Genomic DNA, 21,352 nt, shown 5'->3' on the forward strand with positions numbered 1-21,352 from the left:
AAAGCTTGGCTTAAAAGAAGACCTTTTATGTAAATATTTCAAAAGAAGAACAGGGTGATGATAGTTAAGAAGTGTTGCTCATTACACCATTGACCGCTAAACTAAAGATAGAAACGCCTAAGGAGTTATGAGAGATATGAAGATGCAAGCACCTACTATTGAACAGGCGCAGGCTGAGCTGCAAAAATATTACGGTTATCCAGACTTTCGGGATGGCCAGAAAAAGATTGTTCAGAACTTGCTGGAAGGACGCGACACACTGGGAATCCTCCCTACGGGTGGCGGGAAATCGATCTGTTATCAGGTTCCTGCACTGCTCCTGCCAGGGCTGACACTGGTGATATCACCACTGATCTCGCTGATGAAAGACCAGGTGGATGCGTTAACTACTGCGGGTATTCCGGCAGCCTTTATTAATAGCACGTTAAGCGGAAAAGAAGTGAATGAGCGGATTCGGGCTGCCCGGCGGGGCGATTTGAAGCTGCTCTATGTTGCGCCCGAAAGACTTGAGCTGGACTGGTTCCGTCTGGAAATGGCTGAGCTGTCTATTTCCTGCGTGGCTGTTGATGAAGCGCACTGTGTATCCCAGTGGGGACATGATTTCCGGACAAGTTATCTGTCGGTATCTCCATTTGTAGATGAGCTGCCTAAACGTCCGATCCTGGCAGCATTTACCGCCACGGCGACGCCGGAGGTTATGGAGGATATGGTCCGGCTGCTGCGCTTGCGCGAGCCGGGTATTTTCGTGACGGGGCTAGGAAGAGATAATCTGGCAATGTCCGTGCTGCGTGGAGAGAACAAGCGGGAGTTCGTTATGGATTATGCGGCTACGCATTCTCACCAGCCGGGGATTGTATATGCGGCAACCCGCAAAGAAGTAGATGATCTGTATCAGAGGCTGCAAGCTTCTGGCATAGCGGCAGGTCGCTATCATGCGGGTATGAACGACCAGGAGCGGGCAGATAGCCAGGAAGGGTTCCTCTATGACGATATCCGGGTCATGGTGGCTACGAATGCCTTTGGGATGGGGATTGATAAATCCAATGTCCGGTACGTAATTCACTACAATATGCCCAAAAATATGGAAGCTTATGTTCAGGAAGCAGGTCGTGCTGGACGTGACGGGGAGCCGAGTGAATGTATTTTGCTGTTTAGTGCGCAGGATATTATGACGCAAAAGTTCCTGATCGAGCAGAATCCACAGGATACTGACCGTAAAGCTAACGAATATCGCAAGCTTCAGCAAATGATTGATTATTGCTATACTACCCGCTGCTTGCGCAGTGCCCAGCTGGATTATTTCGGGGAAGAGCATGGGGACAAGCCATGTGGTATCTGCAGCTCATGTACGGATGAACGAGAGCTAGTGGATATGACCGTCGATGCGCAAAAGATCTTCTCCTGCATCCACCGCATGCGGGAGCGTTATGGTGTAGCCTTGGTGGCATCTGTGCTGAAAGGCTCGCGCAATCAAAAGGTGATGCAGTACGGCTTCGATAAGCTGCCCACACATGGGGCGATGTCGAGCCGGACGGAGAAGGAAATCTCAGAGAGTATCAATGTGCTTATCTCAGAAGGGTATCTTGGCTTGTCGGAAGGCCAGTACCCTGTAGTACGGCTTCAGCCTCTGGCTGCCGAGGTCCTGCGCGGACAGCGTGAGGTGATGCAGCGTGTGGCACGGCCTTCGCGGACAGGTACAACATCCGGTACGAGAGTTCGTAGTCGGGGGCATGACCTGTCGCCATCAGCCGTCAATGAGACTGTCTTTGAGCAGCTGCGTCTTATCCGGCGTGAATTGGCAGGACGCGAGCATGTGCCGTCGTACATTATTTTTAATGATGCCACGCTGCGTGAGATGAGTGTGGTTTGCCCGCAGACCGAAGCGGAAATGCTGAGGGTAAAGGGTGTTGGGGAAGTGAAATACCGGAAGTACGGTAAGGCATTCTTAGAGTTTTTTCAAAATGAAATGTAGAAAAGGTCGTGTAGCATGAAAATCGTCCTGACCACGTTAAACGCTAAATATATTCATACCTCGCTCGCAATCCGCTTGCTAAAAGCGTACAGTGAGCATGAATTTAAGGATATTCATTTGGCAGAGTACACCATCAAAGATCCCGTGATGAATATTGTGTCCGACTTGTTTCAGAAACGGCCAGATGTGATTGGTTTCTCCTGTTATATCTGGAACATCGAAGAGACGCTGAAGCTGATTGGTATTCTTAAGCAAGTGATGCCTGAAGTTACGATTGTTCTCGGAGGACCGGAAGTTTCGTATGAGCCGCTTCATTGGATGAAAAGAGAAGCTGGCATTGATTTTATAGTTAATGGAGATGGGGAAGAGACGTTCCACCATTTGCTGCAGGAGCTAAGGGATGATCGTAAGTTTCACTTTGTGTATGGAGCCGCTTATCGCAAGGGAGAAGAGATCATTGTCAATCCACCACGTCCCAAAAGCGATCTGAATACCCTGCCTACGCCGCATCGTTTTCCTGAGGATATTCCAGATTTGAGTAAACGTATTGTTTATTTTGAGACAAGCCGCGGGTGCCCATTTAACTGCCAGTTCTGTTTATCCAGTATTGAGGTAGGCGTACGTTATTATGATATTGAACGAGTGAAATCCGATCTGCTTTATTTAATACAGAATGGCGCCAAAATCATTAAATTTCTGGATCGTACTTTTAATATCAACCGCAACTATGCGATGGAAATGTTTCAATTCCTGATCGATAATCATCAAGGCTGCGTGTTTCAGTTCGAAATTACCGCAGATATCATGCGACCGGAAGTTCTGGATTTCCTATCTAAGAATGCGCCTCCGGGTATTTTTAGATTTGAAATTGGGGTGCAATCTACCAACGATGAGACGAATGAGCTTGTTAAACGCCGCCAGAATTTCAAAAAGCTGTCCCGTACCGTAATGAAGATTAAGGCAAGCGGCAATATCGATCAGCATCTGGATTTGATTGCCGGACTACCTATGGAGGATTACAGTACCTTCCGTAAAACGTTTAATGATGTATTCGTTATGGAGCCGGAAGAGCTACAGCTAGGATTCCTCAAAATGCTGCGGGGAACGGGGCTGCGGGCGCAGGCGTCTAAATATGAGTACACGTATATGGAACACGCACCCTACGAAATTCTTAGCAGTCATATGATGCCTTTCTCAGACATTATCCGTTTGAAGCGGCTTGAGGATGTGCTGGAGAAATACTGGAACAGCCACCGGATGGACCATACGGCCAAGTACTTGATCCGACATGTATTTGATTCGCCATTCGATTTCTTTCAGGAGTTCGGTGACTACTGGGAGGAGAGAGGCTGGCAAAAGATTGGTCATCAGCTGGAAGATCTCTTCACCCGCTTGCAGTCCTTCCTGATAGATCGCGGGACGCCGTCTATGGATGTTATAACTGGCTTGATGAAGCTGGACTATTTTCTTGGACACAAGTACAAGCCGCGCAAAATCTGGTGGGATTTCGTGCTGGATAAGTCGGATTGGTCGAGCTATTTGAAAGATATCGCGGCTAATCCGGGTCAAATTTCTGCCCAGTTAGCAGAAGCAGGACTTAACGAAAGAGAACTGCAAAAGTATACTGTGCTGGAAGTATTGCCATTCTCGCTGGAAGCGGTGCTGGATTCCATCAGCGGCATGCGTGCCGATGAAGGCTTGGAGGATAGTGAAGCTGATATGGCTAATCTGGAGGCGTTGCCTTCGGCAGACTCGCCATTACAGGGAGCAGCGGATAGTAGTTTAGAAGAGACTGCGCAAGCAGCAAGCTCGGCTGTAGCTGTAGCGGAGCCCGCTTCCATTAGAGAAGGGCGCACGCTACTAATCGTAATGTATCAGCAGAACGAGAGCCAACGCGCTCAGTACTACACACTGCCCTTGTAATAGGCGGGTGGAAGGATAGACCGTTCCTTTATGGGACGGTCTATTTTTTTGTCTTGGGCGATAGCGACAACGGAGTTCGGAAGTGGTGAGTAACCCGACGCAGGCGGACCCAGCGGACCTTATACGTGGAAATATCCTGTTTTTTGGTGCTAACGGACCGCATAGTCGCTATTGGCACGAAACACACCCAATATGAACCTGTTTCACATGAATAGCTGCACTGGAGTCCGAAACCTAGCTCGAAAGGCTATAAATTAGCAAATAGCGTCATCTGAGTCCGGAAGTGGCGGGGAGAGTAATGATGTGTGGTTAGTGTCAACTGAGTCCGGAAGCGGTGAGTCACCCGACGCAGGCGGACCCAGCGGACCTTATACGTGGAATTATCCTGTTTTTTGGATGCTAACGGACCGCATAGTCGCTATTGGCACGAAACACACCAAATATGAACCTGTTTCACATGAATAGCTGCACTGGAGTCCGATATCTAGCTCGAAAGGCTATAAATCAGCAAATAGTGTCAACTGAGTCCGAAAGTAGAGGGGGAATGGTGATGATGTGTAGCTAGCGACAACGAGTTTGTACGTGGTGTGGGAGAACGATGAGCTGAAGACAGCGTCAACTGAGTCCATTAGTGGTGGGGGATGTTTATTTACTAAGTTCAGATGCGCGGAGGAACTGGAGATTGTTAGATTGAGAAGTCTGCTGAGACAAGCTACGCAAACCGCAAACCGCAAACCGCAAAGAAGCGATCTCCCAAATACCGGGAGCATCGCTTCTATGTTGTCTCAATTCTCGTCTCATAAATTCACTAACAACCGCGTTTTCTCTTAACTTATCGTTGAAACCTCTGAAGGAAGGTGGCGCTCTAACCAGTTGAGCACATCGGCTGTGACTTGATCTCGATTCACTTCATTTAGCATTTCGTGTCTGCCTTCTGGATAGAGTCGGAACTCAACGTCTGACACTCCTCGTTTCTTATACAACTCCGCAAGACGGGGAATGCCTTGACCGTTCATCCCGACAGGGTCCTTATCCCCACCGAATATATAAATGGGCTTACCTGTACATAATGTGCTAAGTGATTCCTCAGTATGGATCTCTCTTAGGAGGTGGAAGAAACCACGGAAAAAGCGTGTTGTACAAATAGCTCCGCAGAATGGATCGGAAATGTACTTATCTACTTCCGCAGTATCGCTGCTCAGCCAGTCAAATGTTGTTCTGACCGGGGAAAAGGCGCGGTTATAGCTGCCAAATACCAGACTGTTCAGCAGTACACTGCGATGATGCTCACCCTTTAGCTTAAGCTGCGCGCTAGCCAGAGATTCTCCAATACGCAGCATACTGCGTGGACCATTTGTCCCGCTTAGGATAAACCCTGAATAGATTTCGTTGCCTTCTTCGCACATGAGTTTTTGACCCAGAAAGGAACCCATGCTGTGTGCGAATAAAATGATGGGCTTTCCTTCATGCTTGGAGAGTGCTGCGGCACCTACCTGTAGAAGATTGCGCCGCATCCAATAAAATCCGTCCTCCCCAACATCACCAAGCAGGTTGACTTGACCAGCGGTTCTACCATGTCCCCGGTGGTCATTTGCATATACTGCATAACCAACCCCGGTTAAAGCTTCCGCAAAACGAGCGTAGCGGGCAGCAGTTTCACACATCCCGTGTGAAATTTGCACGATTCCTCTAACTGGCACATCGGACTCAGGTAACCATTCATAGACATGGATGGTTACACCTATGGGATCCGTTAGAGTAAAGCTGTTTTCCTTCATGGTCCATTCCTCCTAAAGGTTCTCGACTTATGGTAAATAAGAGCGAAGCACAGTAGAATGACCCTCGATAGTATAACGGCCTAGGTTGGAAGGAATCAGATAACATTCCCCTGCGGCATAAGGCTGGGAGCCGCCTTCCCAAGTCAGATGTCCGCTGCCTTCGCAGATAACCAGAATAGTGAAGCTGTCTTCTGAAGTGGTGAGATCCCATGAACCATTTACGATCCCTTTTTCGACAATAAAATAAGGTGAAGCGGCAAGCTGCAGCCACTCTCCAGGCACTGCATGATCGGTCTTCATCGAAGTAGCGCCGGCGCCTTCATAAGCTGTAACATTCAGAGAATCCTCGATATGAAGCTCGCGTGGTTTTCCATCTAGTCCTGGACGGTCGTAGTCATAAATACGGTATGTAGTGTCGGAATTCTGTTGAATTTCCGCTACAACGACACCAGCACATAGAGCATGTACCGTTCCGGCAGGGATGTAGAAGGAATCGCCAGCGGAGACAGATACCTCTTGAAGGCTATCCATAACCGTACCTTTTTCCAGTGCTTCGCGTAATGTTTCACGGTCTACGCCTTCTTTAAGGCCGTAGATGATTTTTGCATCTGGCTTAGCGTCTAATACGTACCACATCTCTGTTTTACCCAGTTCACCTTTAGGCAATCCTACATAATCATCCGTAGGATGGACTTGAACGGAAAGGTTGTCGTTGCAATCCAACAATTTGATCAAGAGTGGAAATCTTCCGCCAGCTTCTGATATTCCCTTGCTTCCGAACCACTCGTGACCAAATTGCTCACGAATTTGATCCAGACCTTGTCCAGCTAATTCTCCATTAACCACCGAAGATGTTCCATTCGCATGATCGGCAATCATCCAGCCTTCACCAATATGACCTTCTGGTAGATTCAGGCCGAATTTCTCCAGCGCGCGGCCACCCCAGACACGTTCTTTAAACTCCGGTTGAAATTTTAAAGGATATGGTTGTGTCATTCGTAATCTTCCTTCCCAATTACAAGATTGTTTGATTGTTTACAAAGCTTAAGATGGGGAACCTTTTTTCTTCTCGAGGGCAATTACATAAGGTGCGTCCGTGCGCTGCAACTGGCGGTATACAATGCTCTGCGCTACCTTAGGGGAAACAGTCGCAGCCCAAGCTTCAACAGCGGCGGCTTCGAGATCTCCGCCTGCATGGCCAGGATACAGTACAGCCGTAATAATTCCCCCCGGACGCAGCAGCTGGAGTGAAGCTTCCAGGGCTGCAATAGAGCTATCCGGCTCAGTAATGATATTCTTATCGGCATCGCCTGAAGGCAGATAGCCAAGATTGAACATTACAGCACCAACGGTGCCTGGCCAGTTAGCCGGGACGGCTTCTGCCATTTCGGCATGGCTGCGTTCCAGTAAGGTAACGGCAGAGAGTGAGGAAGTGTCCTCCCGCGCAAGCCGGAGACGTTCTTCTGCCAGCTTCAGCGCCGCAGCTTGAATGTCAAAGCCGTAGACTTCGCCACGAGCTCCGGTTGTTTTGGCTAGAAAAAGCGTGTCAGCACCAGTACCTACAGTTGCATCAATCGCACGGTCACCTAAAGTTAGCCGCTCAGAGATTAATTTATGAGCAAAGCTTAGAACGGACATAAAGCCCATTAGCCCTTCCTCCAATACTTACCCTGCCAAGTATCACGAGCAACAAGCTCATCGTCAATGGCATTTAGCACTTCCCATTTCTTGAGACTCCACATCGGTCCAACTAAGAGATCCCGTGGGGCATCTCCAGTCAAGCGATGAACAATCATCTCAGGGGGCAGAATTTCAAGTGAATCAGCAATCAGCTTCACATACTCGTCCTGTTCCATGAATCGGAGCAATCCTGCTTCATACTGCTTCACCATTGGTGTTTTCCGCATGAGATGCAGAAGGTGAATCTTAATTCCCTGCACATCCATGCGAGCTACAGCAGATACCGTTTCAAGCATCATTTCGTGCGTCTCCTGTGGGAGACCGTGAATGATATGGGTACAGATCCGAATATTGTGACGGCGCAGCTTCTCCACAGCCTCCACATAACACTGCGTATCATGCGCCCGGTTAATAAGCTCAGAAGTGGAGTCATGTATAGTCTGAAGACCCATCTCTACCCAAAGATACGTACGCTTGTTCAGCTCTGCTAAATATTCGACCACATCATCCGGCAGACAGTCAGGGCGCGTAGCAATCGATAATCCAACGACACCAGGCTGCTGCAAAATAACTTCGAAATATTCTCTCAGCTCTTCGACCGGAGCGTACGTATTAGTATAGGCTTGGAAGTAACCGATATATTTAGCATTTGGCCATTTCAGATGCTGTCTGTCACGGACGTTATTGAATTGTGTGACTAGGTCATCTCGGCGGCTTCCGGCAAAATCACCAGAACCTCTGGCACTGCAAAATGTGCAGCCTCCCTTAGCAATGGAGCCGTCACGATTGGGACAGGTAAAGCCTGCATCAAGCATAACTTTGAATACCTTGGTGTTCATGTGTTCACGCATTTCGTAATTCCAAGTATGAAAACGTTTATCTCCCCAAAGTTGCGGAGGAGAAGTGTATTGAAGATTAGACACGAGAAGCCCCTTTCTGAAAATATAATTATGGATAAGATTCCTTATCCTTATATTTTTCTGAGACAGATGGCGTCCTTATCCCAGAGAACGCACAGCCGTTTCTTATAATCCAATACATTGTATCAAAAAACCGAGCTCGGCGTAACATTGACTCCTCATAACGGCATGAAAAATAGGCAGGAAATAAGGCGCTTTCAGCTTGAAAATGCTTACATAGTATGTTATATTCAGAGTGTGAAAAGCTGCTGTGGCATAAAGAAATTCATCCAAGAGTTCATAATTTCGTGTCGTCCGATCCATAATAATAACCGTGAGGTGATAGCAATGAATTCTCAAACGGTATATGCTGAGGGTAAAGATTCGATTGAAGTCCACTTAACACCAGATGAAGCCCTTGCACTAACGGGCGTGGAATTTAACGGCAACCCTAAGATCAAGACAGATGCGCAGCGCAAAATTCGTAGCGCATTCGAAAAAAAGACATTTGCCACAAACACAAAGTAAATCCTGATTTGTCAGACAAGAACGAAATCTATTCCAATATACAACAACGAAGGAATTCCTCTGAACAGCTCATTTAAGAGCTGAACCAGAGAATTCCTTTTTCTTTTTTTACCGCAATCCCTTTACTTTTTGGGACAATTTCGGCACAATATTGCAAGTGACAGTTATCGTATAAGAGATAATCGGAGGAATACCTATGCGTTTACGCGGAAGAAAAGGAATACGTGAAAGTTTGGAAGAACAGACGGATTTAGTCATTCTAGATCCTCGGAGTTATAAAGGTGAGTGGTCCAAGCTGTTCGGTAACGATCATCCGATCCATGTGGAGTTCGGAATGGGCAAAGGACAGTTTATCAGCCAAATGAGCTTTAAATATCCTGATATTAACTTTATCGGAGTGGATATGTATGATGAGCTGATCCGCCGTGCTGGAGATAAGGCTAGAGCAGTATGGGAGCCGGCAGGACATGAAACACCGCCTAACCTGAAATTGGCACTTGCAAATATCGATTATGCTGAGGAAGTATTTGCTCCGGGAGAGCTTGAACGGATTTATCTTAATTTCAGCGATCCGTGGCCTAAAAGCAAGCATGCCCGGCGTCGTTTGACACATCCGCGTTTTCTTGACAAATATCGCGGTTTGCTTAGCGATCTAGGTGAAATTCATCTAAAAACAGATTCCCGCAGTCTTTTTGAGTTCTCATTAAATGCCTTTGCGGACTTTGGCTTGCAGATGAAAAATATTTCTTTGGACCTACATGCAGATGGCATCATCAACGAGGATCATATCATGACAGAATATGAGACGAAATTTGTCGGACGTGGCGTGAATATCCATCGTTGCGAGGCAATTGTAGGTGCAGAAGCACTCAAACAGTATCAGGCTACCCGATTGGATAAATATCGGCTGTAGTTACAAAGCACTGCTTCAAATGGCATGCTTCAATAATAAAGCGGCAACTCTCCAAGTAAAGTAGTTTGGAGGCTGCCGCTTTTTTAAATTAACTATTCCAATAATTCGATGATACTCTGAGCACATTGTAAAGGATGGTAGCGCGCAATTTCTTCAAGATGAAGTTTGCGCTTGTTTTGCACATCCTCATAGTTGTTTAAGAGGCGCTCCATCCACATTTCGACAACCTCTAAAGATTCGATGGGTTCTCCGAAGCCGGCTGCAGTAAAGTAGCGGCAATTCTCCTCCTCCTGCCCGGGAAGAGGGTGATGGAAGAGCATCGGAATACCTTTTGCAAGCCCTTCACTGCAGGTCATTCCTCCCGGTTTTGTAACCAGCAGATCGGACACCTCCATCAGCTTGTGGATTTCACGCGTAAAGCCGAGTAAGGAGATATTAGGATGATTATAATGCGGGTCTTCTTTCATTTCCTTTAGCAGCTGTTCGTTATTGCCGAGACAGAAAACAATCTGAATCTTGTCACGCCATTCCGCCAGACAAGCATTTACGACTTGGTCGTTCATGATTCCCCAGCCTCCGCCCATGACAAGAACGGTTGGCATCTCCCGCAGATTGAATTGCTCTCGAATCTCCTGCTTTCCGGGATGCTTCCAAAAATTAGGGTGTATCGGTATACCTGTTACCTGAATTTTCGTGGCAGGAATATTTCGGCTGCGTAATTTGGATTTAACCTCAGGTGTTGAAACCAGGTAAAGGTCTACCTCTGGGCTAATCCAGGTTGCATGCGCATCATAATCCGTTATGACGGTGACGAGCGGCACATTTAGGGTAGGATCCAATCTCTTTAGGCGGGACACTACAGCACCTGGAATAAAATGTGTGCAGACAATTACGTCGGGTTTCAGTTGCCTCACAATATTTTTGGCATGCGTATAAAATATACGATGCAAGGCAAGCGTGGTAAGACGATTGAATGATTTCTGGTGACGGTAGACATAACCCATCAATTTTGGCTGTGTCGTTACCGTCTTTCGGTAAGCAGACAGAATAATAGGTGCCATCTTGGGGTTTAAAAAATTTCCAAGTTCTAGCACCTTCGTTTGTAAATTAGGCGATAATTGGCGCAGACTGCTCGACAACGCATAAGCTGCTTGTGTATGTCCGGCGCCAAAACCTTCCGAGAGTATTAAGATTCTTTTTTTACGCAATGTTGATTCACCTATTCTCAAGGGTTTTCCCGGTTATTAACAATAAATGCTTTACATCCATAAGGCTATAGTACCAGCTGCTACGCAGGAACCGATCACTGCGCCAGCTATAACATCTGATGGATAATGCAATCCAAGATAAATACGAGAAAATCCGACAATACAAGCTAGCGGCAGCAGAATAACGGTCAAAGCAGGAAACGCCAGCATATAAGGGACCGTAGAAGCAAAGATAGCTGTAGTATGACCAGATGGAAAAGAATGATCCTTTAATGGATTACGAAAAGTATTGGTTTCCGGTAACGCCAGATAAGGACGCATACGCGGGTACAGTTTTTTGGCGATAGCTACGGGTATATGGCTGACAGCTAGTGCTGTTAAGGCTTGTAAACCTGTAGTTCTCCAAGGCTCAGGAGCTAATACCCATACCAGTATATTGATAACAATCGTGCTTGTAGCTCCACCCAAATGAGTAAGGTAAAAGAGCCAAAAGTTCAAAAAACGATTATGCATTCGTCCGTTGATCCACTTAAAAAGATGCCGCTCCCAGAGATGTAGTTTCATGAATAAATGTCTCATATCTAATTCCCTCCGCTAGTCCGGCTACCGTTAACAGATGTTAATGCAGTAATCCGTTCTATAGCTTAGATCTGTCTTAATCATACTTTTTAAAGGTAGTTCATTTCAAGGAAAAGCTCAGGTTTACACGAAATTTGCCAGTTTTGACTTAGAGCACTATTACGCTTTACAATGATTCAAGCAGACTAAACCTGTTTAAAAGGGTAAGAGATAAATAAGGATTCAAAAAAAGGAATCCATAGAATTCTTTTAAACAGCATATATAAAAATTGTGAAGTCTGCCGAGAATAAGAATACTCTTGGTCTATTGTTAAGGGATGCAACAAAAGGGTCAGAAAGAACGTCAAGCAAGCTAGAGAGAAAAAAAGAACACCAAGAGTGAAAAAAGGGGGCATCAAAAGGTCATGACAGACGCACTGTTTGTTACGCTCCAAGTGATCTTGGCAGCAATCGCAGTCTATCAGTTTACGTTTTCATTATTCGGACTGCACAGGAAAAAGAAAAAAACGCAGTATAAGCCGGAAAAATCTTTTGCCGTACTTGTTGCCGCACATAACGAGGAAGAAGTTGTCGGCGCATTAATGGAGAATCTGAAGCAGCTTAATTATCCATCAGAACTGTACGATGTATTTGTAATTTGTGACAATTGTACAGACGGTACAGCTCGCATCGTTAGAGAACACGGCATGAACGCTTGTGTCCGCACCAATGCAAATCTGAGAGGTAAAGGCTACGCAATAGAATGGATGCTTAAAGAGCTGTGGGCTATGCCCCGGCAATATGATGCTGTTGTCATGTTCGATGCCGATAACTTGGCGCATACTGAGTTCCTGATGGAGATGAATAATGATCTTTGTTCAGGTGCACGGGTAATCCAAGGTTATATCGACACCAAGAATCCAGAGGATTCCTGGATTACAGCTGCTTATGGTATTTCGTACTGGTATATTAACCGTTTGTGGCAACTTTCACGCCATAATTTAAATATGGCTAACTTCCTTGGCGGAACGGGAATGTGTTTTGAGACCACACTTCTTAAAGAAATGGGCTGGGGAGCTACAAGTTTGGTCGAGGACTTGGAGTTTACGATGCGTAGTGCAGCACATGGTGTATATCCTAAGTTCAATTATGATGCAAAGGTATTTGATGAGAAGCCGTTAACCTTCAAGGCCTCTTCAAGACAGCGTCTGCGTTGGATGCAGGGGCACTTCACTGTTGCTCGCCGTTATTTTTTCCCATTGCTTTGGCAAAGTATTAAAGAACGCAGCTTAACGAAGTTTGACCTCGCGCTTTATGGAGCGAATGTATATATTGTATTGCTCACTTTTTTAATGACGGCGGTAATGTGGGTAGATATGGCGTTCTTTAACGGACCGAATATCGCTAACATTTACGGCAGCTTGCCGATCTGGCTCAGCTTCCTGGCTATTGGCGCCAATCTGGTGACTTTTGGTATTGCGATGGCATTGGAGAAGGTTACGTTCAAGAAAGTATATGCTTATCTTGTATTCTTCCCGATCTACTTGATCTCGTGGTATCCGATTACGTTCTATGCGTTCTTCACGCAGAACAATAAGCAATGGAGCCATACCAAGCATACTCGCGTAGTACGACTTGAAGAAGTACAAAGTAAGCAGGTATAAAATTCACGAAATTTCTGCATAAAAGGATTGACACCCCAAATAGTGTGGTGTATAGTATTCAAGTACGCAAATCATAGGGATTGCAAGAAGAAGCACCTGCTTCTCACCTGACTGGCATATTCGCCGGCTGGTTTTGATCTCAATGCTTTATGAATGTTAATGTTCATGAACGTTGATCAAACACGGGGTGTCGGGTGTTACCGGCACCCCTTTTTTATGGAGTTACGTGAGAATAGTTGTTAAAAAGATCCGGAGGTGGAGAGTTATCAGTAAGGAACATATGATCAATGATGAAATTCGGGCCAAAGAGGTACGGTTGGTTGGTGCGGAAGGTGAGCAAATCGGAATTAAACCGATCCGCGAAGCGCTGCAAATGGCGATCGATCTTAATCTGGATCTAGTCAATGTAGCACCACAGGCTAAGCCGCCGGTATGCCGCATCATGGATTACGGCAAGTTCCGTTATGAAACGCAGAAGAAAGAGAAGGAAGCGCGTAAAAACCAGAAGGTCGTTGATATCAAGGAAGTCTGGTTCCGTGCTAACATTGAGGAACATGATTATCAAACTAAGTTCCGCAATGTGATCAAGTTCTTGGGTGAGGGCGATAAAGTGAAGTGCTCCGTACGTTTCCGCGGACGTGAGATTACACACGCGAATATCGGCCAAAAAATCCTCGAACGAGTGAAGAACGAAGTGGCTGATATATCTGTTGTTGAGCGCCAGCCAAAGCTGGAAGGCCGCAGCATGATTATGATTTTGGCTCCTAAAGCTCAATAAATCTGGAGTCACTTGCTTATCTGCAATTTGGCGCCGCATAATATTCAAGGAGGAAACACCATGCCTAAGATGAAAACACACAGCAGCCTGAAAGGCCGCTTCAAAATTACCGGAACTGGTAAAGTAACACGTTACAAAGCTCACAAAAACCACTTGCTGTCCCACAAATCTAAACGCGCTAAGCGCGTTCTGAACGGAAATCCAGTAATGGCCCCTGGGGATGTAAGACGTTTGAAACAAGGATTGGCTAACTTGAAATAGTTTATTACACATTTTTGGGAGGTTTATTAATATGGCAAGAGTTAAGGGCGGATTTGTAGTTCGTCGTAAACATAAAAAAGTGTTGAAATTGGCAAAAGGTTATTTCGGTTCTAAACACCGTATTTTTAAAACAGCTAAAGAACAAGTAATGAAATCGATGGTTTACGCTTACCGCGACCGTCGTCAAACTAAACGTAACTTCCGCAGACTGTGGATCGTTCGTATTAATGCAGCAGCTCGTTTGAACGGTCTTTCTTACAGCAAGCTTGTATACGGCCTGAAATTGGCTGGTGTAGAAGTTAACCGTAAAATGCTGGCTGATCTGGCTGTGAATGATCTTAACGCATTCAACTCCTTGGCTGGTATTGCTAAAGAGAAAATCAACGCGTAAGTGTTGTAATATAACCGAAAAGCACCGCCTGCGGGTTGCCCATGCAGCGGTGCTTTTTTGTGCGGTAAGATAGGGATGAAGCAGCGTTGACATTCCCTACATAAAAGAAAAAGCTCTGCATCTGCAGAGCTATTCCCAGTACTTTATGGTGTTTAATTGAGCGGCGAGTTTTTTGCTGATATTGCGGCGAACTTTTCGTAGCTCGGAACGTTCATTAGCAGACTCGTTGATCAGCTTCTCTTCGTCTGTCTCTGGGATGATAGCTGGGACCGGAGTAGGCGTGCCATCCTCTTCGACTGCGACAAAGGTTAGGAATGAAGTAGCAGCGACAGCGCGCTCTCCAGTATATAGATTTTCTGAAATGATCTTCACAAACACCTCTATGCTTGTCCGTCCGGTCCAGGAGACGAAGGATTCAAAGCATACGGAGTCCGTAGGGCGAATGGGTCTCAAGAAGTCTACAGAGTCTGTAGAGGCTGTGACGACGTTAGTTCGACAATGGCGCATAGCTGAAATGGAGGCTACTTCATCAATGCCGCTCATAAGCTTGCCACCGAATAATGTTTTGTGATTATTGACATCATTAGGGAAAACGCGTCCGGTTTTGAAGACACGGGATTCACGGCAATACTTGAAGGCCGGTGTTGTTTGTGGATTTATTTCTTCGGTCATGATCTGATAACTTCCTTTCAGTGCAATTACTAAGGAATCATAATAATAGAAAACACTTAAGTGTGCAATAATATTTGTAATGTGTTGGAATACTATACAGAGTAAAATCAGGGTTTCTGACATTAACCAGACATAACTGTAACATGCTATGTCATGGAAAGCGGTTACTTGCTAAAAAGTGCAAATTATTATTGACCTGAGGTCATTTATGCACTGGATTTTAGATTTTATTGCAGTTATAATTTGAACTAATGGAATGTCCAAGCAGAACACAGAAGACATCCAATATTTTAAGGGGGATTACATTCAATGAAAAAAGGTTTAAAGCTATCTCTTGCAATGTTGCTGTCTCTTACAGTCGTTTTGACAGGCTGTGGAAACAACAATAACAACGCCGCTAAAGGTGAAACTAATGCAGGAACCAATGCAGGAACAAACGCACCTAAATCCGATTTCAAATTTGGTATGGTTACTGACATTGGTGGCGTAAACGATAAATCGTTTAACCAATCCGCATGGGAAGCATTGCAAGCTCTTGAAAAAGAAACAGGTAGTGGCGTTAAGTACTTGCAAAGTAAATCAAATGCTGACTATGAGCCAAACCTTAACTCCTTCGTTAAAGATGGATACAACTTGACTTGGGGTATTGGTTTTGATCTTGGCGACGCAATTAAAAAAGTAGCTACTGAGAACCCAAATGCTAACTTGGCTATCATTGATAGCGTAGTTGAAGCTCCTAACGTAGCTTCCGTTACTTTCTCCGAAAATGAAGGTTCCTTCTTGGTTGGTGTGGTTGCTGGTCTGACTACAAAAACTAACAAAGTTGCATTCATCGGTGGTCTGGAAAGCCCTGTAATCAAACGTTTTGAAGCTGGCTTTAAAGCTGGTGTAGCAGCAGTTAACCCTTCAGCTAAAGTAACACCTACTTATGCTGGTGGTTATGACAAACCAGACGTTGGTAAATCTCTTGCGGCTACATTGTATAACGACGGAAACGACATTATCTTCCCTGCTGCTGGACAAACAGGAAATGGCGTATTCAACGAAGCTAAAGCTCGTAACAAAGCAGGCGGTACTAAAGTATGGGTTATTGGTGTAGATAAAGACCAATCCATCGAGTTTGGTACTGACGTTACTTTGACTTCCATGATCAAACGTGTAGACGAAGCTGTTCTTAAAGTTTCTAAAGAAGTAATTGACGGTACGTTCAAGGGTGGTACTACAACCGTTCTTGGTCTGAAAGATAATGGTGTAGGTATTTCTGATACTAAGGACAACGTTTCTGAAGAGATCCTGGCTAAAGTTGAAGAATACAAAAAACAAATCATTGATGGAACAATCACTGTTCCTTCCGAGTAATAGTTAGTCTCCATTTATTGCATTACAATAAGGATCAAAGAATAAGGCCGGTGTTGTGCTGGCCTTATTCCTTGTTAAAGCACTGGTTATGATAAGAGGAACATAGATATACCGCCTTACAAAGGGCGGTACATCCGTGTCTATAAGGTAGTTATATATTCTGTGATGAGGGTGATTCCATGAGTGCTGCGGCTCCTGTCGTAGAGTTGAAGCAAATCACAAAACGCTTTCCCGGTATTGTTGCTAACGATTCCATTAGCTTGACGCTTAAAAAGGGTGAAATCCTTGCATTGCTTGGTGAGAATGGTGCAGGCAAGTCCACTTTAATGAACATTGTATTTGGATTGTATCAACCGGATGAAGGCAGTATTGAAATCGACGGGAAACCGGTTATTATTGATAACCCCAATAAAGCTATTGAGCTTGGTATTGGTATGGTTCATCAGCATTTCAAGCTTGTGGAGCCTTTTACGGTGACCGAGAATATTGTTCTTGGGATGGAGCCGAAAAAAGGTCTTAAAATTGACTATAAATCCGCTGCGGAACAGGTTCGGAAGCTATCGGAGCAATATGGCCTGCAAGTGAATCCAAATGCCGTTATTCATGACATTTCGGTAGGTATGCAGCAAAGGGTAGAAATTATGAAGACCCTGTACCGTGGAGCGGATATTCTCATATTTGATGAGCCGACCGCAGTACTTACGCCTCAAGAAATTACGGAACTCATGGCGATTATGAAGCGGCTTGTTGCAGAGGGAAAATCCATTATTTTGATCACGCATAAGCTTAAAGAAATCATGCAAATATCTGATCGGGTCACCATTATTAGACGTGGGAAAGTAATTGATACTGTGAATACCGCAGAGACCAATCCTAATGAGCTAGCTGAAAAAATGGTTGGGCGTGGCGTAACTTTCAAAGTGGACAAGAAGGCTCCTGAGGTTGGCCAATCTGTACTCAAACTGAAGGATGTCAGCAGTAAGAGTAAAGATGGGGTCTCCGTACTGGATGGTCTTAGCTTTGAAGTTAAAGCAGGGGAAATTCTCGGGATTGCTGGCGTAGATGGTAATGGACAAAGTGAGTTGATCCAGGCCATTACAGGTCTGCGCAAAATTGATTCGGGTTCGATAACCGTGTCTGGCAATGAAATTGCTAATTTATCACCGCGAAAGGTTTCAGAGATGAATGTCTCTCATATTCCTGAGGACCGCCACAAGCATGGGTTAGTGCTTGATTTCACCATGAGTGAGAATATGGTTTTGGAAACCTATTATAAGAGTCCTTACAACAAAAATGGCTTTTTGCAAAATGATGTCATTGATAAGTACGCAGCGAAGCTTATAGAGCAATTTGATGTACGTACACCTTCAATAGAGACCAAAGCACGTTCTTTATCCGGCGGAAATCAACAGAAAGCGATTATTGCGCGGGAAATAGATAAAAATCCGACATTGTTAATTGCCGCACAACCTACACGCGGTCTAGATGTTGGGGCTATTGAATTTGTTCAGAAGCAACTCATAGCTCAGCGTGATCAAGGAAAGGCTGTTCTACTTATTTCCTTTGAATTGGACGAGATTATGAACGTCTCTGACAGAATCGCTGTTATCTATGAAGGGAAAATTGTCGGTGAAGTGTTCCCGCAAGATACGAATGATCAGGAACTGGGTCTTATGATGGCAGGCAGCTTGCAGCGGGGAGGTAAGGCAGTTGAATAAGTTCAAAAAAATCTTCACAACTGACAGCTACATCGTTCCTCTGGTTGCCATCGTGCTTGGTTTTCTTGTGGGAGCAATAGTTATGCTTCTGGGCGGTTATGATCCGATAACTGCTTACTCCGCACTGTTCAAACGTGTGTTTGGTAATTTGTATAACTTTGGTGAAGCTGTGCGCGAAATGACACCATTAATGCTTACAGGGCTAGCCGTAGCTTTCGCATTCCGTTCAGGGATGTTTAATATCGGGGCAGATGGCCAAGTAATGATTGGTATGACAGCGGCAACAGTGGTGGGTATTAAGATGGCAGGTCTGCCATCCTTCCTGCTTGTCCCGCTTGCTGTAATTATTGCGGGTGTCTGCGGTGGTTTATGGGCAGGGATTGCCGGTTATTTGAAAGCAAAACGTGGGATTAACGAAGTTATTACCACAATCATGTTAAACTGGATTGCTCTTTACCTGTCGAATTATATCGTTAGAAACTTTTTGTTGCTTCCAGGACAAAATCGTTCCGAGGATATTCCGGCCTCGCTTTCCATGACCTTTTTGAATTCGATATTTGATAATGCACGTCTACACTGGGGTACAGCTATTGCTCTTGCTGCAGCGGTATTCTTCTATGTGTACTTATGGAAGACCAAGCAGGGCTACGAAATGCGTGCAGTTGGTTACAATCCACATGCTGCCGAATATGCAGGGATGAATGTTGGACGTAACGTTATGAAGGCAATGTTCATAAGTGGTGTATTCGCCGGTCTGGCCGGAGCAGGAGAGGTGCTTGGTGTATTCCATTATCAAGCTATTTTCGCGGCATCGCCAGGATATGGATTTGATGGTATCGCTGTTGCTCTTCTTGGTTTAACACATCCACTTGGTGTTATTCTGGCTGCGATTCTCTACGGTACGCTGACTTATGGTTCTGCGGGTATGAGTTTTGCTGCAGATGTTCCACCAGAGCTTATTCGTATCGTTATTGGTTCAATCATATTCTTTATTGCGGCACAAGGGATTGTGCGCTGGGTGCTTAAGCCCTTTTACTTCAAGCGCAAGAAAGAGAAGGTGTTATAGATGGATCTGCAGACGTTAGGTCAACTGCTTAATACAACGCTTGTTTTTTCCACAGCGCTCATTTTTGCCTCACTTGGCGGCATCTTCTCTGAACGTTCCGGTGTCGTAAACATTGGACTTGAAGGTTTGATGATGTTTGGTGCCTTTGCGGCAGCAGTAGGCGGTTATTATGCTCAGGACGCTGGTATGGGCGAATGGGCTCCTTGGGTTGGTGTACTCTGTGCTATAGCTGTTGGTGTGCTAGGCTCACTAATTCATGCGGTTGCATCTATAACCTTTAAATCTGATCAGACGATTAGTGGTACGGTTATTAACTTTTTAGCTGCAGGAAGCACGCTCTATATGGTAAAGCTCCTGTTTGATGGATCTGCTGAAACTCCGATCATTGACGGATTTAGCAAGGTTGCAATTCCTGGGCTCTCCAAAATCCCAGTGATTGGTGAAGGGATTTTTAATTCCTATCCTACAACTTATCTGGCCATAATACTGGTCATCGTTATTTATTTGGTTCTGTTTAAGACGCCATTTGGATTGCGTTTGCGTGCAGTAGGTGAGCATCCAAGTGCTGCAGATACACTGGGTGTAAAAGTTAATCGGATGAGATATATCGGTGTAATGTTGAGTGGATTGATGGCGGGTATTGGTGGAGCTACAATCACTTTAACAACAACCGGAACCTTTGGACATAATACAATCTCTGGTCAAGGTTTTATCGCCATTGCAGCGATGATCTTTGGGAAATGGAATCCACTTGGTGCCTTTGGTGCAGCGGTATTCTTCGGATTTTCCCAAGCGATCCGCAACTATGTTCAATTGTATGAGTGGTCACAAAATATTCCTCAAGAGTTTATCTTTATGATCCCTTATGTACTGACTATCATCGTGCTGGTAGGGGCTGTAGGCCGATCCTCTGCTCCTAAGGCATTAGGACAGCCATACGATCCTGGTAAGCGATAGAAATGTAACTTTTCAAAGCCGTATTTCCGGTCTTTTCCCGGAAATACGGCTTTTTTATTAGGATCAGCAAGGATAAACATTGAGGCAGGAGGGCAAGTGTACAGGCGAAGGTCCTTTCCATCGAATAGACTGTTTTGTAGATGATGCAAATGAGAGGCGTACAAAACATTTAGGAGGGGATCATATGACTAAGCCAGTTACGAAGAAGCAGGTTATGAGACTCGTAGGTAAGCAGATCATTGCAGTAAAAAAGGACGGTACTCAGGTGACAGGGAAACTGCTTCGTGTATCCGGAAATCGTCTGATATTACAACGCGTAAGTGGTAAAAAAGTACAAACCAAAGCAATCATTCCTTTAGTGTTGTTTGATTTGCTAGCTATTGGTACAGCACCTTATGCTTTTGGTGGTGGCTATGGCGGTGGAGCTCCTTATGGCGGAGGTCCTGGCTATGGTAATCCTTATGGAGGTTACGGGTACGGAGGCACACCCTATCCACCTTTCGGATTCTTTTAAGTTCAGTTGAAATTCGATTTAACTAGATGAACCTTTTCTCCAATTCGTAACAGAAGCTTAGGGATTGATAACGGGCTACGCTGTAGCCCAATTTTTGATAAAAGGCAAGAGCTGCTGTGTTTCCTAAATCGACGGATACCTTAGCCCGATGACATCCGCGTGATAGTGCAAATCGTTCTGCTCGATCCATGAGCATATTCCCCAAGTGTTTGCGCCGTGCTGCGGGTGCTATGGCTAACATATCGATATAAAGTAAATCACCATGCAGCAGGAAATGGACAAACCCCATTGGATCACTCTCATAGTCGGGACAGGCGACTAAGGTGATACCGTGTCCCAGACGACGGGGGATATCTTTTTTGATTTTGGCAATTTCAGTCTTTGGTAAATGAGATAATGGTACAAGCTGTCGCTCGATTAAATCAAGGATAATGACGTCATCCTGCTTGGGTCGACGATAACGGATCATAGAGCGCCCCCTTTCTACGCATTGTCGTACATCATATGTCGGGA

21 protein-coding genes and 1 other annotated feature are annotated in these 21,352 nt (G+C 45.2%); of the genes, 13 read left to right on the forward strand and 8 right to left on the reverse strand.

Annotated elements, in window-relative coordinates; all coding sequences use genetic code 11:
- The first annotated feature begins 136 nt into the window (after nucleotides 1–136).
- A complete protein-coding gene (gene recQ / locus MHH50_RS06545; RefSeq protein WP_340034112.1) occupies nucleotides 137–1,972 on the forward strand; it encodes a DNA helicase RecQ in 1,836 nt (611 codons plus the stop codon).
- Between the two features lie 15 nt (nucleotides 1,973–1,987).
- Nucleotides 1,988–3,895, forward strand: a complete 1,908-nt coding sequence (locus MHH50_RS06550; protein ID WP_076279505.1) for a B12-binding domain-containing radical SAM protein — start codon at nucleotides 1,988–1,990, stop codon at nucleotides 3,893–3,895.
- 827 nt (nucleotides 3,896–4,722) lie between these two features.
- Here the strand turns inward: MHH50_RS06550 and MHH50_RS06555 are convergent.
- Genes MHH50_RS06555 through MHH50_RS06570 form a run of 4 tightly spaced genes read right to left on the reverse strand, consistent with a single transcriptional unit; the run spans nucleotide 4,723 to nucleotide 8,276 of the window.
- Nucleotides 4,723–5,673, reverse strand: a complete 951-nt coding sequence (locus tag MHH50_RS06555; RefSeq protein WP_076279506.1) for an alpha/beta hydrolase — start codon at nucleotides 5,671–5,673, stop codon at nucleotides 4,723–4,725.
- Nucleotides 5,674–5,700: 27 nt separating this feature from the next.
- Complete coding sequence (locus MHH50_RS06560; protein WP_076128070.1) at nucleotides 5,701–6,669, reverse strand: type I phosphomannose isomerase catalytic subunit; 969 nt, start codon at nucleotides 6,667–6,669, stop codon at nucleotides 5,701–5,703.
- A 48-nt stretch (nucleotides 6,670–6,717) separates the two neighbouring features.
- Nucleotides 6,718–7,320, reverse strand: a complete 603-nt coding sequence (locus tag MHH50_RS06565) for a class I SAM-dependent methyltransferase (protein ID WP_076219068.1) — start codon at nucleotides 7,318–7,320, stop codon at nucleotides 6,718–6,720.
- The gene (locus tag MHH50_RS06570; protein ID WP_076107276.1) at nucleotides 7,320–8,276 is read right to left on the reverse strand and encodes a TIGR01212 family radical SAM protein; all 957 of its coding nucleotides are present in this window, start codon (nucleotides 8,274–8,276) and stop codon (nucleotides 7,320–7,322) included. Before MHH50_RS06570 ends, MHH50_RS06565 begins: the two co-directional genes overlap by 1 nt.
- 324 nt (nucleotides 8,277–8,600) lie before the next feature.
- Here MHH50_RS06570 and MHH50_RS06575 point away from each other — a divergent pair, with 324 nt between their 5' ends.
- Entirely contained in the window at nucleotides 8,601–8,780 is a 180-nt protein-coding gene (locus MHH50_RS06575; protein ID WP_036679526.1) for a hypothetical protein, read from the forward strand.
- A 196-nt stretch (nucleotides 8,781–8,976) separates the two neighbouring features.
- Nucleotides 8,977–9,693 (forward strand): tRNA (guanosine(46)-N7)-methyltransferase TrmB, encoded by a 717-nt coding sequence (trmB, locus tag MHH50_RS06580; protein ID WP_036679523.1) that lies wholly within the window; start codon nucleotides 8,977–8,979, stop codon nucleotides 9,691–9,693.
- Between the two features lie 92 nt (nucleotides 9,694–9,785).
- Here the strand turns inward: trmB and MHH50_RS06585 are convergent, their stop codons facing one another.
- A complete protein-coding gene (locus MHH50_RS06585) occupies nucleotides 9,786–10,901 on the reverse strand; it encodes a glycosyltransferase (protein WP_076128064.1) in 1,116 nt (371 codons plus the stop codon).
- Between the two features lie 51 nt (nucleotides 10,902–10,952).
- On the reverse strand, nucleotides 10,953–11,480 hold the full coding sequence (locus tag MHH50_RS06590) for a phosphatase PAP2 family protein (protein ID WP_076128062.1): 528 nt from the start codon (nucleotides 11,478–11,480) through the stop codon (nucleotides 10,953–10,955).
- 404 nt (nucleotides 11,481–11,884) lie between these two features.
- Between MHH50_RS06590 and MHH50_RS06595 the strand changes: the two genes are divergently transcribed.
- The 4 genes from MHH50_RS06595 (at nucleotide 11,885) to rplT (ending at nucleotide 14,553) form a co-directional block, all read left to right on the forward strand.
- Nucleotides 11,885–13,123, forward strand: coding sequence for a glycosyltransferase family 2 protein (locus MHH50_RS06595; RefSeq protein WP_036679513.1), 1,239 nt, complete (start codon nucleotides 11,885–11,887; stop codon nucleotides 13,121–13,123).
- A 78-nt stretch (nucleotides 13,124–13,201) separates the two neighbouring features.
- Nucleotides 13,202–13,346, forward strand: a sequence feature (ribosomal protein L20 leader region).
- Nucleotides 13,347–13,403: 57 nt separating this feature from the next.
- Nucleotides 13,404–13,901, forward strand: a complete 498-nt coding sequence (gene infC, locus MHH50_RS06600) for a translation initiation factor IF-3 (protein WP_036679510.1) — start codon at nucleotides 13,404–13,406, stop codon at nucleotides 13,899–13,901.
- Between the two features lie 60 nt (nucleotides 13,902–13,961).
- On the forward strand, nucleotides 13,962–14,162 hold the full coding sequence (gene rpmI, locus MHH50_RS06605; RefSeq protein WP_036679507.1) for a 50S ribosomal protein L35: 201 nt from the start codon (nucleotides 13,962–13,964) through the stop codon (nucleotides 14,160–14,162).
- Nucleotides 14,163–14,193: 31 nt separating this feature from the next.
- Nucleotides 14,194–14,553, forward strand: a complete 360-nt coding sequence (gene rplT / locus MHH50_RS06610) for a 50S ribosomal protein L20 (protein WP_036679505.1) — start codon at nucleotides 14,194–14,196, stop codon at nucleotides 14,551–14,553.
- Between the two features lie 129 nt (nucleotides 14,554–14,682).
- Here rplT and MHH50_RS06615 read toward each other — a convergent pair whose 3' ends face one another.
- Nucleotides 14,683–15,225, reverse strand: coding sequence for an acyl-CoA thioesterase (locus MHH50_RS06615; protein WP_051491073.1), 543 nt, complete (start codon nucleotides 15,223–15,225; stop codon nucleotides 14,683–14,685).
- 309 nt (nucleotides 15,226–15,534) lie between these two features.
- Between MHH50_RS06615 and MHH50_RS06620 the strand changes: the two genes are divergently transcribed.
- From MHH50_RS06620 to MHH50_RS06640, 5 genes are all read left to right on the forward strand, one after another.
- On the forward strand, nucleotides 15,535–16,584 hold the full coding sequence (locus MHH50_RS06620) for a BMP family ABC transporter substrate-binding protein (RefSeq protein WP_076107271.1): 1,050 nt from the start codon (nucleotides 15,535–15,537) through the stop codon (nucleotides 16,582–16,584).
- 179 nt (nucleotides 16,585–16,763) lie between these two features.
- Entirely contained in the window at nucleotides 16,764–18,302 is a 1,539-nt protein-coding gene (locus tag MHH50_RS06625) for an ABC transporter ATP-binding protein (RefSeq protein WP_036679500.1), read from the forward strand.
- Complete coding sequence (locus MHH50_RS06630; RefSeq protein ID WP_076107269.1) at nucleotides 18,295–19,368, forward strand: ABC transporter permease; 1,074 nt, start codon at nucleotides 18,295–18,297, stop codon at nucleotides 19,366–19,368. The genes MHH50_RS06625 and MHH50_RS06630 overlap by 8 nt, the downstream gene beginning before the upstream one ends.
- Nucleotides 19,369–20,325 (forward strand): ABC transporter permease, encoded by a 957-nt coding sequence (locus tag MHH50_RS06635; RefSeq protein ID WP_036679496.1) that lies wholly within the window; start codon nucleotides 19,369–19,371, stop codon nucleotides 20,323–20,325.
- Between the two features lie 184 nt (nucleotides 20,326–20,509).
- The gene (locus MHH50_RS06640; protein ID WP_076128060.1) at nucleotides 20,510–20,839 is read left to right on the forward strand and encodes a hypothetical protein; all 330 of its coding nucleotides are present in this window, start codon (nucleotides 20,510–20,512) and stop codon (nucleotides 20,837–20,839) included.
- 22 nt (nucleotides 20,840–20,861) lie between these two features.
- Here the strand turns inward: MHH50_RS06640 and MHH50_RS06645 are convergent, their stop codons facing one another.
- A complete protein-coding gene (locus MHH50_RS06645) occupies nucleotides 20,862–21,308 on the reverse strand; it encodes a GNAT family N-acetyltransferase (RefSeq protein WP_036679492.1) in 447 nt (148 codons plus the stop codon).
- Between the last annotated feature and the right edge of the window lie 44 nt (nucleotides 21,309–21,352).

The organism is Paenibacillus sp. FSL H3-0302, from assembly GCF_037982245.1.
In the GTDB taxonomy this organism is placed as follows: Bacteria; Bacillota; Bacilli; order Paenibacillales; family Paenibacillaceae; genus Paenibacillus_AQ; species Paenibacillus_AQ odorifer.

Excerpts from the sequence above, each read along its gene's own strand:
- recQ (WP_340034112.1), top strand. The coding sequence starts at position 137 with ATGAAGATGCAAGCACCTACTATTGAACAGGCGCAGGCTGAGCTGCAA.
- MHH50_RS06550 (WP_076279505.1), top strand. The coding sequence starts at position 1,988 with ATGAAAATCGTCCTGACCACGTTAAACGCTAAATATATTCATACCTCG.
- MHH50_RS06555 (WP_076279506.1), bottom strand. The coding sequence starts at position 5,673 with ATGAAGGAAAACAGCTTTACTCTAACGGATCCCATAGGTGTAACCATC.
- MHH50_RS06560 (WP_076128070.1), bottom strand. The coding sequence starts at position 6,669 with ATGACACAACCATATCCTTTAAAATTTCAACCGGAGTTTAAAGAACGT.
- MHH50_RS06565 (WP_076219068.1), bottom strand. The coding sequence starts at position 7,320 with ATGGGCTTTATGTCCGTTCTAAGCTTTGCTCATAAATTAATCTCTGAG.
- MHH50_RS06575 (WP_036679526.1), top strand. The coding sequence starts at position 8,601 with ATGAATTCTCAAACGGTATATGCTGAGGGTAAAGATTCGATTGAAGTC.
- trmB (WP_036679523.1), top strand. The coding sequence starts at position 8,977 with ATGCGTTTACGCGGAAGAAAAGGAATACGTGAAAGTTTGGAAGAACAG.
- MHH50_RS06590 (WP_076128062.1), bottom strand. The coding sequence starts at position 11,480 with ATGAGACATTTATTCATGAAACTACATCTCTGGGAGCGGCATCTTTTT.
- MHH50_RS06595 (WP_036679513.1), top strand. The coding sequence starts at position 11,885 with ATGACAGACGCACTGTTTGTTACGCTCCAAGTGATCTTGGCAGCAATC.
- infC (WP_036679510.1), top strand. The coding sequence starts at position 13,404 with ATGATCAATGATGAAATTCGGGCCAAAGAGGTACGGTTGGTTGGTGCG.
- rpmI (WP_036679507.1), top strand. The coding sequence starts at position 13,962 with ATGCCTAAGATGAAAACACACAGCAGCCTGAAAGGCCGCTTCAAAATT.
- rplT (WP_036679505.1), top strand. The coding sequence starts at position 14,194 with ATGGCAAGAGTTAAGGGCGGATTTGTAGTTCGTCGTAAACATAAAAAA.
- MHH50_RS06615 (WP_051491073.1), bottom strand. The coding sequence starts at position 15,225 with ATGACCGAAGAAATAAATCCACAAACAACACCGGCCTTCAAGTATTGC.
- MHH50_RS06620 (WP_076107271.1), top strand. The coding sequence starts at position 15,535 with ATGAAAAAAGGTTTAAAGCTATCTCTTGCAATGTTGCTGTCTCTTACA.
- MHH50_RS06625 (WP_036679500.1), top strand. The coding sequence starts at position 16,764 with ATGAGTGCTGCGGCTCCTGTCGTAGAGTTGAAGCAAATCACAAAACGC.
- MHH50_RS06635 (WP_036679496.1), top strand. The coding sequence starts at position 19,369 with ATGGATCTGCAGACGTTAGGTCAACTGCTTAATACAACGCTTGTTTTT.
- MHH50_RS06640 (WP_076128060.1), top strand. The coding sequence starts at position 20,510 with ATGACTAAGCCAGTTACGAAGAAGCAGGTTATGAGACTCGTAGGTAAG.
- MHH50_RS06645 (WP_036679492.1), bottom strand. The coding sequence starts at position 21,308 with ATGATCCGTTATCGTCGACCCAAGCAGGATGACGTCATTATCCTTGAT.